This is a genomic window from Bacillus sp. FJAT-50079 (assembly GCF_018343515.1).
In the GTDB taxonomy this organism is placed as follows: domain Bacteria; phylum Bacillota; class Bacilli; order Bacillales; family Bacillaceae_C; genus Lederbergia.
Genome location: NZ_JAGYPD010000003.1, coordinates 536,719 through 549,266, shown reverse-complemented (window position 1 = coordinate 549,266; position 12,548 = coordinate 536,719). Strand labels below are relative to the sequence as shown.

The following is a 12,548-nucleotide window of genomic DNA, read 5'->3' as shown; positions in this document are numbered from 1 at the left end:
AAAAGTAAAGTCGGCTTCTTTTCTCAGTTAACAACAAGCTTAAACGTGTGAAGTAATTAGCTTTGCATTCCCTTCCAGCTCAAAAGTCCCCGCCTGGGCTGGAATAATAAAATGGTCGCCTTTTTTTATTAGATAGTTGTGACCATCTAATGATAAAGTCGCTTCTCCATCTAAGACACTCGCAAGTAAAAATGGCTTGAATTCAAATTGTGCTTTCCCAGCAACTTCCCATTTATATACAGTAAAATACTTCGCTTCCACAAATTTAGTAATTTCAGCACCTGGAATGATCGTTTTTTCAGGCGTTGCACTAGAATTTTGATGTGGGATCATCGCCACGTCAACCGTTTTATCAATATGTAATTCGCGCAATTGTCCATTTTGATCAACACGGTCATAGTCGTATAAACGATACGTTGTATCAGAACTTTGCTGTGTTTCTAACACAACCGTTCCCTCACCTAACGCATGGATTGTACCACTAGGCACATAGAAAAAATCACCAGGTTTAATTTTTACTTTGCTAAGCAGCTCTTGCCATTCGCCTTTTTCAACACGATCAACGAATTCATCCTTCGTTTTTGCCGTATGACCGAAAATAATTTCAGCCCCTTCTTTACAATCAACGATATACCAGCATTCCGTTTTGCCAAGCTCCCCGTTTTCATGAATATTTGCATATTGATCATCTGGATGAACTTGAACGGATAAATTCGCATTTGCGTCTAAGATTTTTGTTAATAACGGAAATACATCCGTTTGATGATGACCAAATAGCTCAGGTTGCTTTTTCCATAGCTCCATTAATGTTTGACCGGCATACTTACCATTTTTAACAACGGATGGTCCATTCGGATGTGCAGAAATGGCCCAACATTCTCCCGTATGCTCGGATGAAATGTTATAACCGAACATCTCTTTTAAAGCTGTGCCACCCCAAATTCGTTCTTGAAAAACTGGCTGTAAAAATAAAGGCTCTGCCATTTTCTTTATCCTCCCGTCTATGAATACGTAAAAGCATGAGTAGGAACCTACCTCTAATAGATAAGTTCCCACTGACATCCTTATTGTATCGTATCTAAAAGTTGATAGGCTTCTTCAGTCGATTTTACTGATAAAAGCTCATTTCTAAATGAATCGTCCATTAATTTTCTTGATAGCATTTGTAGAATTTTCAAATGCTCATCTCCTGCATTTTCTTCCGGTACTGCAATCATAAAGATAATTTTCGCGTCAGTTCCATCGAAACTTTTCCAGTCAACACCATCCTGATGAAGACCAAAAATAACTGTTGGTCGTTTAACGGCCTTTGATTTTCCGTGTGGGATGGCGATATTCGTACCAATTCCCGTTGTACTTTGAGCTTCGCGGTCTAAAATCGCCTGTTTATACGCCTCTTTAGATTCAAGTACACCTTCAGCATACAATTTTTCAATCATTTCGTCGATTACTTCGTCACGAGTTGTACCACTTAAATTAACATCAATTAATTTTTCATTCGTAATATCCGTTAATTTATTGATTTCCTTTTCAACTGATGCTTCCTCTACTCGCTCATTATCTTGCTCAAGAGTAGGTGTATCTCCTGCAAGCACAAGCTCAGGCTCGACATTTTTCTTTAAAAAGTTAACCATGAATGCTGTCACTAATACACCAACAATTGCGGCGATAAAAAACATAACAACATTATCAACAGCACCAAGCACCGCTACGATTGGTCCGCCGTGTGCGACTCGGTCGCCGACATTTCCAATCATCGCAATGACAGATCCGACCATCGAACCGACCATAATACTTGGGATAACGCGAAGTGGATCTTGTGCAGCAAATGGAATTGCTCCTTCGGTAATCCCGAACAAGCCCATTGTAAACGCAGCTTTACCAGCCTCTTGTTCCGCTTTGCGATATTTTCTTTTATTAATAAAAGTAGCAAGCCCCATTCCGATTGGCGGGATACAAATCGCAACCGCAATCGGTCCCATAATTTCATAATTTCCTTCAACGATCATCGCTGATCCAAATAAGAAGGCAACTTTATTAAATGGACCACCCATATCGAAGGCAATCATTGCACCAAGGATGAGCGCAAGTAATATCGAACTTGTTCCTTGCATACCTGCAAGCCAAGACGTTAAAGCTACGAATATTCCAGCGACTGGAGCACCAATAATGTAAATAAAAATTAATCCAACAATCAATGTCGACAGAATAGGAATAATGATAATAGGCATAATTGGCTGAAGCGCCTTTGGAACTTTGATCTTTTTGATGAATAGTGCAACATAACCAGCAAGAAAACCGGCGATAATTCCACCGATAAATCCGGCACCAGCCTCACTTCCATAAAAGCTACCATTTGCCGCGATGAAACCACCAATGACCCCTGGTGCTAAACCAGGACGATCGGCAATACTGACCGCAATAAATCCTGCTAATACAGGAATCATAAATGTGAAGGCCGCACCACCGAGACTTTCAATCATTTTCCAAATTGAATCCTCTGGGATAACAATCCCACCTGGTGTTTTCTCTCCTCCAAGTGTGAGAGCAAGCGCGATCAATAATCCGCCGATTACGATGAATGGAATCATATATGATACACCATTCATTAAATGCCTATATATCGGGTTTTGTTTAGAAGTCCTTTCACGCTTTGCTTCTTCAATTGAACGGTGCTCTAGTTTATAAATCGGTACATCGCCCGTTTTAAATTGGGTGATCAGTTCTTCTGAACGGCGAATCCCGTCCTGCACTCCAGTGATGATCACTCGTTTTCCCGCAAACCGTTCTTTATCAACCGTTTTATCTGCGGCAATAATAATGCCATCTGCTTCTTGAATATCTTTTTCAGTTAGCGCGTTTTCAACCCCCGTCGATCCTTGCGTTTCGACTTTTATGTCAATTCCGAGCTTTTCACCCGCTTTTTGCAAGTTTTCCGCAGCCATATATGTATGTGCGATTCCAACCGGACAAGCGGTTACAGCTAAAATTTTCATACATACGCCCTCCTTTTAGACTAGTATCTTTTGACTACATTCATCATATACCCTAAGAGGTGCGTATATATTTTCCTTTTTACCGTAACTTCCGGTAAAAAAGAGTTATTTCGACAATATTTTTAAAAAGTCTCCCTTCTCACTCACTTTGGACAATTGTTGTACAAGTTCTGTCTGCTCACTAAGAAAGGAAATTTCATTGAATAATTGTTTAATGATTTTTTGATCTTCGTTTACGACCGCCATTAAAAAGACGAGGGAAACCTTTTCCTCTCCCCATTCGATCGGCTGTTTTAATGTCGCCACCGCGATACCAGGGTGCTGGATGGCTGATGGGGTACCATGAGGTATCGCAATTCCATTACCAATCGATGTAGGTGACATTCTTTCACGCATCATCGCACTTTGCACATATTCCTTCTTTACAGAGCCTTGGTCATAAAAAGCGTTCGCTAACATTTCAACTACTTCATATCGATGCTCTTTATCAACATGTAGATAAATCGAGTTTTCATCGATAAAACGCAGTAACGTCGCATATTCAGTTTTATTTTGGTTGTGATTATATTGTAAAAAGACGCGTAAACGCTCTTGATCTTCTAAATGGAATAACGGTGACACAACGATATTCGGTGTGTTAACCTCGGGCAAGTCGACCGTTGAAATAATAAGATCATAGCCGGGAAATTTTGAAATTTCCGATCTGCCAATACAATGTTCAATTTGGATATCTAAAAAATGTCGTTCGATTCTTGATCGTAGCAAATTGGACATGCCAATCCCAAGATGACAAACGATGATCGCACGCTTTTTTTCAGATAGCGAACGTTTTTTTCGCTCAATCGCCGCTTGAAAATGAAGGACAATATAAGCCGCTTCATCTTCAGGAAGCGTAATTGAAAAGTTTTGCTCCAACGATTCCAAAGTTAAAATAACCATGCTGAACATGTAAGGATACATGCTTTTAATTTCTGATAATAGCGGATTGCTAATCGGCAACTTATATGTAATCCGATTTAGAACCGGCTGTAAATGGATCGTAAGTCCCTCATTAAGATCATGGTCATTTATAAAATCAACTTTCGTTAAATCTGTCATATAGGAAGTTAAATGTTTAACAATATTTTGAAGCTCAGGGCTATGCAGATGATGTGCCTCTCGCTTTTTACCACTCATAAAATGCCAAGCTAAATAAATCGTTTCACTTTCCGGAACATGAAAAGCGAATGCTGGCTCAATTTCTTTAATTAAACGTTGAGCTTGTTTATATTCCTCTTCAGTAAAATGATGTTTTTCAGTAGGAATATTAATCGACTTATTTTGTTTAATTCGTTTAATCATAATTAATATATGAATGACTAGACGATCAAAGCTTTCGTCCGTAAATGCAATTTCACTCCGTCTAAGTGCTGACCGTACAAGGTTTACTTCATGTTCAGGAAATAACTTTGTAATCGAATCATGAGTTGGTGCCTCAATTGTAGCAAGTTGGGGTAAATGAGCAAGTGCGCTTCGTTTTTTTGTTTCTTCCCCTTCAATATATACTCCAAGCCTTTGTTTAGAAATGAGTGTAATATGAAACGTTTCAAGCCATGCAGATATTTCCTCCAGATCCTGCTTGACCGTCGCTTTATTTGTAAAATGCTGATCGGCAAAATGCTGAAGTGTAAGTGGTTGATCAGCAATCAGTAGCTGATACGCTGTATCAATCAGACGCTCCTCTCGTGGGCTTTCGCGATGTTTTGGCAAATGTGAAAGTAGCCTTTTCCGCTCCTTAGCAGATCCTTGTAAATAAATGCCATATCCAGGTCTACGATGTAAATGCATACTTGAATGCTTCTTAAGAAAATCATCAATAATTTTTAGATCGTTTCGAACTGTTTTTTCTGAACATTGAACCAGTTCTGCTAAACGATCAACTAAAAAATACTCTCGGTCTTCACTAAGTAAGACATGCATGAGCTCTATTTGCCGTTCGTTCAATCGTGAATCACCTCCTCCTTCTAATGATAGCAAGTGATTGTCATGTAGATTGTGGAGCCTTCATGAATCCTCTTACTTTCCTTTCCGCGCTCACAAAACAGTCGAACTCCAATCTATTTGAGTTCGACTTGGACATCTGCCATGGTAACTAACATATACATCGTTAGCAAATCCATTATATCAGAGATTGATCGGAATCACTTATATCTTTGTAGACTAAACATAAAGCGATCATCCCTAGTTACACTAACATTGTCGTTCAAACGTGAAACAAATAGAAGCTAGTCATTCAATGCCCTTTTAAACGTTCTTTAATTCTTCTTTTCCGATAAAACATCATCCCTGCCTCCGCTAGATCGTTCACTGCGGAGCGATTAATAAAAGCACCGAAAATGAGTCCAGCGATTGGAATCATTTGAAAAAGCTTTTTCCATCCGACTTGATCGCGATATGTAATAACAACTTCTCTCCATCCTTGAAGCTCTGAAATAACCGCCCTTTGCTTCTCTTCTTCAGTAGAATCAATCAGAGATAATTGTTTTACTATTGCCTGTTTCCCAACGATGTCTGAAGAGACAAATTGCAATATTTTCACGATATACATTCTTTCCTTTTTATTATTTGGATTATACCCGTAGCAAATCGCAATATCTTGAAGAGTCTTTAGTTGAATGCCAAGTAGCAATGGTATATCCATTGATAACGTTAGAACGCCTCCAACACCTAGGCTCGCTCCTTGGAAGGTCGCCAGCCGTTTCCGATTATTGGCCAGCCTATTAACAGCAACATCCATTTCTTCGATCGAAAGCAAATCTATATCTTCCAACGTATTGACATGTTTATTCGGATAATAGGACTTGAGTGAGGAAACTGAACTTAAATACCTCCCTCCAGATTGAATGTATTGACCTAACTCATCTAGAATGACACCAATTTTATTGTGTATAAAGGCTGGTGTCACCTTATCCAATAGTTTGAATGGTATTCGACCAATCTTTTCCCAAAACCATAGTTTATTCTGATTTTTTTCCCACTCCTCGCTTTTTTTCAATTCAATTAGCAAATCTTCCTTTGTTTCAATCATTTAGCATGATTCCTCTCATTTTTTATTTGCTTTCTTATATGATGTCGATCATATCCCGGTCTTTGCTCGCTACCCCTTCTTTAAAAATAAGCTTTGTTCTGAAATGATAAGTGACATCTTTACTCGATGGTACGGTGGCAGCCGGTATTTTACGTATATATGATACTTTGTATACTTCTTCCGAATGAATAAGCTTTGATGTTAAAATAGTTGTTGTATCAATTATTTTTTCTTCACCCGTCGTTCGTTCGGTCATAATCAAATCACAATCAATTCGTTTAGCATTTTGTTCAATGATACCGCCTTTGATTATGAAAGAGCCGTTAATATGCTCACCAGCCTTATATGTTTTCTTAGGCAAAGTAAGATCAATTGTTGCGGAACCAATCCCTAAAAGGGACATATATTTCCTCAATATCAATGAAATCCCTCCGATATTATTTATTTTGATTGATATATTTTTCTTCTATACGTTTTTCTATTTCCTCAATCCACTCTTTATCTTTAAGAAGCTCCGCTTTGTTTTCTCTAATTAACTCTTCCATTGATATTTTTCCTTTTTTCATCGTTTCATGCACTCCTTTTAAATTGATCATTGTAAACATAAAGTTTAGTTAAAAACAAAAAAACCTTTACCATTCATCTGGTAAAGGTTTTTTCCCGTATATAAACACCTTTACCAACAGAGGTAAAGGTCTCGCTAACAACATAATATTGCTAACAAAGCCGAGAGTTTTAAACTCTGAAATGACGACTTTGCTATAAAAGCTACTCCCCTTTAGGAGAACTATTCAACTTTATACTGTAATCTTAAATAATGTTTATTGATTTGTCAAATGATTGTGTTGAAGTTTAAATAACTATAACAAATAAGAGCGGTAATCCAATCTGGATCAACTTTTTTGGCTATATTTAACATCTCACATATTTACGTTTAAAACCAATCCTGCCTTTATCTACTTCCTTTTGAATGCTTTCGTAAGCATTTAAGAAACTGCTTTTTTTCTTTTCCCGTTTCACTTCAACTGTTCCCACTGCCTTTGCAATTTCGACTGCCTTTTCATGTAATAGCAAATATGAAGTCCCTACCGTATATATAAAATTATTCATTGCGGATTTCGTTCGTTCCGGCGAATCGTGAATTGTATTTTTCACAGTATCAAGCATATGTGCAATCTTGCTCTCAGTAAATTCAACGTCTGGTCGATTCCCTAAAAGCCAGCAATAACAACTCCAACCTGCCGACATTTTTAGCTCTTTACCGCTTGCGATCCATTTATCAGCAACTTCTTGGGCAATATCCGCTTCCGCTAAAGTGACCGCTACCACATAATCGGACAACATATAAAAATATGCCGATTCCACCCAACGATCATAATCCAACTCAGTCATTGCATTTGGATCTGCAATAACGCCTGCAAAATACATGGCATCGTAATTTCCTGTGGCATAAAGCTCTTCAGCTAACGTTTGATCAATTTTTATTTTTTTAGCGATTGGCTTCATTGCGCCCGTCGCCACACCGAAAAGCGGCTCTTGAGCACCATTGGATATGTATATTTTTTTCGTTCGTTCCTTGCCAAGGGCTTCAAGCTCCTGCATAACCATTTCTACATTCATTATTTAACACTTCCTTTTTGGGATTCCTCAAATATATTACCATTATCCTATGACAGTTGACTATTTGTCAGTCGTTTAGTGTCCGATTCAGATATCTTTGATACAGATCGTTTATTAATTTGGAAAACTTGATGATTGTTTGAAAATTTATTTCTCAGAAAATAAAAAAAGACCGTAGACAAACTCTATTTTTTATCAAAGTTGTCTACAGTCTAAGCACAGAGTAATCTGAGCTTTTTATTATATTCGTTTGTGATTATTGATCCATATCATTATTATCTTGAGGTTTACTATAGTTATACTTAGATCGATCAACTGGTGTAAAGCCCTCTGGTGCATAGAACCGTAATAAGTCTCTATTCACGACTTTATCTGAAAGCATCAATTTATGTTGAACAATTTCTTGATATTTCTTCGCCTGCTCCAATCGATCTTCTTCTAATTCCATTCCTGTTTGCGAGTCATAAAACTTCCCTTCGACAGCTGTAATTGATGAGCTGACATAGTCACCATTTCTGAACGGAATTAAGTCATCATGATCCTTTGATAATAAGTCTGTGCCGAATTGCACATATTCTTTTGTATCAATGCCGAGTAAATGAAGAAGAGTTGGAAGTATATCAATTTGTCCGCCGTATTCGTGATTGACTCCACCTTCCATGCCTGGAACACGAATGAGCAATGGCACACGCTGTAAACCAGCACCTTCAAATGGTGTAATCTCTTTTTCAAGCACTTTTGCCATAGCTTTATTATGATTTTGTGAAATACCATAATGGTCACCATACATAATGATGATCGAATTGTCGTATAATCCAGATTCCTTTAAATATGTGAAGAATTGCTCTAAAGCTTCGTCCGCATATCTTGCTGTTTGGAAGTATCGATCGACTGACTTATCACCTGTTGTATGCGGCCCAATTGTCGCATCTTCTTCATCAATCGGGTACGGATAATGATGTGATACAGTAATAAATTTTGTATAAAAAGGTTGTGGCAATGATTCTAATAGCGGAATCGATTCCTCAAAGAACGGCTTATCTTTTAAGCCGTAAGATGCCATGTCTTCAGGATTTGCTTCATAATAACTCGCATCAAAAAACTTATCAAAGCCTAATGATTTATAAACTTCATTACGATTCCAGAAACTGCCTGAGTTTCCGTGGAATACCGCGGAAGTATAGCCTTGCTGACCTAAAATAGCCGGCGCAGCTTGATATGTGTTTAATCCTTTCGTCGTAAAAGCTGAGCCTTGTGGCAATCCATACAATGAGTTTTCTAACATAAATTCAGCATCAGACGTTTTCCCCTGTGCCGTTTGATGGAAAAAGTTATCAAAATAAAACGTGTTTCCATCTCTTGTTAATGAATTGAGAAATGGCATAACTTCTTCTCCATGCAATTGATAATCGATCAAAAAGTTTTGGACAGATTCCAAATGCAAATAAATGACATTCATTCCTTTTCCAATTCCAAAATAAGCTGGATTTGGTTCGGCATAATTAGATTTCGTATAGTTAATCACTTCTGTGATGTCGTCGCCGTCTGCCATTGCTCTTTGCGCTGACGCCTGTGTGCTTTGAAAAGCATCATAAATCGTGTAATTGTACATCCCTAAATATTTCACAATATAATTTCGGTCAAATCCTCTTGTAAGCAATTGAGGACGGTCCTCTTCTGCTAAAGCAAGATTGACGAGAGAAATCGCAATCGCCACAAAAAATAAAGCGGCAACTTTACGACGTGGCAATTCAATAACTTCTACTTTTCTAAATCGAAAAGCAAGAAGAGCGATAAGTACGATAATATCAATAAAAAATAAAAAATCATAAGGTTTTAACAAAGAAATGACACTGCCACTTACATCACCAAAGTTTTGTGTCTGCGTTAATGTTGGTAGCGTAATAAAATCATTAAAAAAGCGATAGTACAAAACATTTGCATATAAAAGAAAAGATAAAAGGAAATCAATAATGAGTAACCAAATATATTTTTTCCTTCCTTTAAAAAGGAAAGCTAAACTTAAAAATAATATGGAAGACCCTAACGGATTTAAAAACAATAGAAACTGTTGAAGTGAATTCTCAAGTCCCAAATGAAACTGTGTCAATTGTACAATATATGTTTTCATCCAAAGAAAAAAAACAGCCAAAATGAAAAAAGCCATATATTTATTGAGCATACTTTTGGGATTTTGAAATATATGATTCATTGGTTCATCTACCTCCTAGCACATTATTACATAATACTATTCAATTTTAAATAGATTATTAGTAGCAATTAATCTATAATTTCTTCGTTGAAGTAAGCAAAATGGATGAGAAAATAAATATTTTACGCCTTTTTGCTGAAATGTCAAGTCAACGATCTTTAGCTAATGTAAAAAGCAGCCGTATTTCATATATGAAATACGCTGCTTACATTTATTTTTTTTATCCTAAATCTTGCCCGGTCACTATGATATATCCGATTAAGAATATGTTTAGTATTACAATAACAACGGTACAAAGCCATGCAACGATTTTCACCGGCAAACGATTGGCAAATTCCCCCATTTTCTTCTTATCACTAGTAAATAAGACTAATGGTATGACAGCAAATGGTAATGCTAGACTTAATACAACTTGACTCCAAAGCAATAATTCTCCTGTTCCTTTAGATCCTGCCAGCCATGTGACAATAAAGGCGGGAACAACTGCTAATAAACGCGTAATCAAACGACGAAGCCATGGAGATATGCGCAAATGAATAAATCCTTCCATTACAATTTGCCCACTCATCGTTCCAGTGATCGTCGCATTTTGCCCCGAAGCAAGTAGAGCCACCGCAAATAAAGTACTAGCAATCCCGACTCCAAGTGTTGGGCTTAATAATTCGTATGCAGCTTCAATTTCCGATACATGTAAATTCGTTCCATAAAAGGCCGCAGCTCCAAGAATAAGTATAGCAGAATTAATGAGAAAAGCGACCGTTAACGAAAACGTGGAATCAATCAGTGAAAATTTAATGGCTTCTTTTTTTCCGTCCCTTGTTCGTTGATACTGCCTTGTTTGAACAATGGAAGAATGCAAATATAAATTATGAGGCATAACTGTTGCCCCCAATATCCCAAGAGAAATAAACAGCATTTGCGGATTTGTCACAATTTCCTTTTGCGGGACATAGCCGCCAAATAGCGCAGTGATTTCTGGTTTAGATACAATTACTTCAAATACAAAGATAACAAAAATGGTAAACATTAAAACGATGACAATTGATTCAATAAGACGAAAGCTTTTCTTTTGTAAATATAATAAAAGTAACACATCAAGTGTCGTAATAGTGATACCTAGTAATAACGGGATACCAAATAATAAATGTAAAGCGATCGCTGAACCGATCACCTCTGCTAAATCTGTTGCAATAATGGCTAGCTCTGTTAATATCCAAAGGCAAAAAGCCGTTTTCTTCCCAGTTGCATCCCGTGTTGCCTGCGCAAGATCCCTGCCTGTTACAATCCCAAGCTTAGAAGATAAAGACTGTAAAAGGATAGCAACTAAATTAGATAATAAGATGACACTTAACAGCGTATAACCGAAACGTGCCCCTCCTGCGATAGATGTCGCCCAATTTCCTGGATCGACGTATCCAACCGCGACTAAGGATCCCGGACCAGCAAATGCCAAAAGCTTGCGCCAAAATCCAGCTTTATGTGGGACTCTAACTGAGCTATTTACTTCTTCCATGCTTACATTTGAGCTTTGTTTTAACCAGCCACGCTCATCTGCTCCGTGTTCTGATTCAGTGCTCATCATCCATTCCTCCAAAACATGCGTAAGGTTAAATTACTTTCACTCGCACAACTTTATTAGTAAAAAGTTTGCGTAATTATTTTATGAAAATATTTTAACATTGTTTATTGCGTTCGTGAACTTTTTTTGCCTGCGTGCAACTTGAAAATTTTGCTAAAAATAGCTAAGTCAATAAAACATACTTATTGACCTTAAAAGGTTTTACTAATTTTTATGTGTAAAATTATATTACAGTATGACATTAATTCCGCTCGGTCTACGGCTACTAATGATAATAAGTTATCATATCTATTAAATAACTCTTTCATCGCATCAAAAAATTGTGGAAGTATCATTAATAAGAAGGATGATCAACCCAACAGACACAAAATTCCTAAAGCAAAAAAAGAAAGCGCGCAAATTAGTTTTGGTGGATGATGATAAAGTAACGCGACGTAACGAAAATCATAATCCGATATGCTAAAAAAGTTATTATTTGAGGAAGTATTTTTCAATTTGTGATTTTTAACCAAATAAAAAACCACCAAATATGTATTTGGTGGAGACGGTGGGAATCGAACCCACGTCCAAAGATATCGCCACTTAAGCGTCTACGAGTGTAGTCGATATATTGTTATTTCGCGTCTTCTTCCGCCTATCGACGGGCATCCGAAGCGCTAGCCTGATTGGTCTCTTCCATGGTCCCCAGGCGGAGGACTTCCGGCGTAGCCCACTTAAAGTGAGTCCCTTACCCTACCACATGGGCGATGGAGGGAGGAACCGCTATCGACTGTTATTAAGCAGCGAAAGCGAAGTTGTTGTTTTCTTTGCCAGTTATTATTGGCTTTGACGTTTTTACGAGGACGATCCCCTCGACTCGCAACTCAAGCTCAAACTATCCCTGTCGAATCCGTAACGTCCCCATAGGATAATGATAAGCTGCGAATCTCTGCGTCAGCTCACTCGCTACGCTTCCTTGATCTTCTCCTAAAAGGTAAGCAGAAAATCTATTCGCGCTAATCAAAATGGGCGCTCGGAGAACTTGAGCACTTCATGTCTTACATTGATTAGTATAACATAAATCGCTAAAAAATC

At 37.7% G+C, this 12,548-nt stretch carries 9 protein-coding genes and 1 other RNA gene; all 10 read right to left on the bottom strand.

The genetic code is table 11. From position 1 onward, the window contains the following. Positions 1–39: 39 nt before the first annotated feature. Entirely contained in the window at positions 40–984 is a 945-nt protein-coding gene (gene manA / locus KHA95_RS10220) for a mannose-6-phosphate isomerase, class I (protein WP_213137386.1), read from the bottom strand. An 80-nt stretch (positions 985–1,064) separates the two neighbouring features. Beyond that, positions 1,065–2,996 (bottom strand): PTS fructose transporter subunit IIABC, encoded by a 1,932-nt coding sequence (locus tag KHA95_RS10215; protein WP_213137385.1) that lies wholly within the window; start codon positions 2,994–2,996, stop codon positions 1,065–1,067. 105 nt (positions 2,997–3,101) lie between these two features. Continuing rightward, on the bottom strand, positions 3,102–4,979 hold the full coding sequence (locus tag KHA95_RS10210) for a BglG family transcription antiterminator (protein WP_213137384.1): 1,878 nt from the start codon (positions 4,977–4,979) through the stop codon (positions 3,102–3,104). Positions 4,980–5,268: 289 nt separating this feature from the next. Continuing rightward, on the bottom strand, positions 5,269–6,063 hold the full coding sequence (locus KHA95_RS10205; RefSeq protein WP_213137383.1) for an EcsC family protein: 795 nt from the start codon (positions 6,061–6,063) through the stop codon (positions 5,269–5,271). A 34-nt stretch (positions 6,064–6,097) separates the two neighbouring features. After that, complete coding sequence (locus KHA95_RS10200; RefSeq protein ID WP_213137382.1) at positions 6,098–6,484, bottom strand: sporulation protein; 387 nt, start codon at positions 6,482–6,484, stop codon at positions 6,098–6,100. A gap of 16 nt (positions 6,485–6,500) precedes the next feature. Beyond that, positions 6,501–6,629 (bottom strand): FbpB family small basic protein, encoded by a 129-nt coding sequence (locus tag KHA95_RS10195; RefSeq protein WP_213137381.1) that lies wholly within the window; start codon positions 6,627–6,629, stop codon positions 6,501–6,503. Positions 6,630–6,975: 346 nt separating this feature from the next. Next, the gene (locus KHA95_RS10190) at positions 6,976–7,683 is read right to left on the bottom strand and encodes a DNA alkylation repair protein (protein WP_213137380.1); all 708 of its coding nucleotides are present in this window, start codon (positions 7,681–7,683) and stop codon (positions 6,976–6,978) included. Positions 7,684–7,939: 256 nt separating this feature from the next. Beyond that, complete coding sequence (ltaS, locus tag KHA95_RS10185) at positions 7,940–9,895, bottom strand: lipoteichoic acid synthase (protein WP_213137379.1); 1,956 nt, start codon at positions 9,893–9,895, stop codon at positions 7,940–7,942. A gap of 220 nt (positions 9,896–10,115) precedes the next feature. Next, complete coding sequence (locus KHA95_RS10180; RefSeq protein ID WP_481748427.1) at positions 10,116–11,474, bottom strand: Nramp family divalent metal transporter; 1,359 nt, start codon at positions 11,472–11,474, stop codon at positions 10,116–10,118. Positions 11,475–12,010: 536 nt separating this feature from the next. Then, positions 12,011–12,376: a transfer-messenger RNA gene (gene ssrA / locus KHA95_RS10175) on the bottom strand. Positions 12,377–12,548 lie beyond the last annotated feature (172 nt).

What these genes read in the sequence shown, in the direction of transcription:
- manA (WP_213137386.1), bottom strand. Translation starts at nt 984, where the DNA reads ATGGCAGAGCCTTTATTTTTACAGCCAGTTTTTCAAGAACGAATTTGG.
- KHA95_RS10215 (WP_213137385.1), bottom strand. Translation starts at nt 2,996, where the DNA reads ATGAAAATTTTAGCTGTAACCGCTTGTCCGGTTGGAATCGCACATACA.
- KHA95_RS10205 (WP_213137383.1), bottom strand. Translation starts at nt 6,063, where the DNA reads ATGATTGAAACAAAGGAAGATTTGCTAATTGAATTGAAAAAAAGCGAG.
- KHA95_RS10195 (WP_213137381.1), bottom strand. Translation starts at nt 6,629, where the DNA reads ATGAAAAAAGGAAAAATATCAATGGAAGAGTTAATTAGAGAAAACAAA.
- KHA95_RS10190 (WP_213137380.1), bottom strand. Translation starts at nt 7,683, where the DNA reads ATGAATGTAGAAATGGTTATGCAGGAGCTTGAAGCCCTTGGCAAGGAA.
- ltaS (WP_213137379.1), bottom strand. Translation starts at nt 9,895, where the DNA reads ATGAATCATATATTTCAAAATCCCAAAAGTATGCTCAATAAATATATG.
- KHA95_RS10180 (WP_481748427.1), bottom strand. Translation starts at nt 11,474, where the DNA reads ATGAGCACTGAATCAGAACACGGAGCAGATGAGCGTGGCTGGTTAAAA.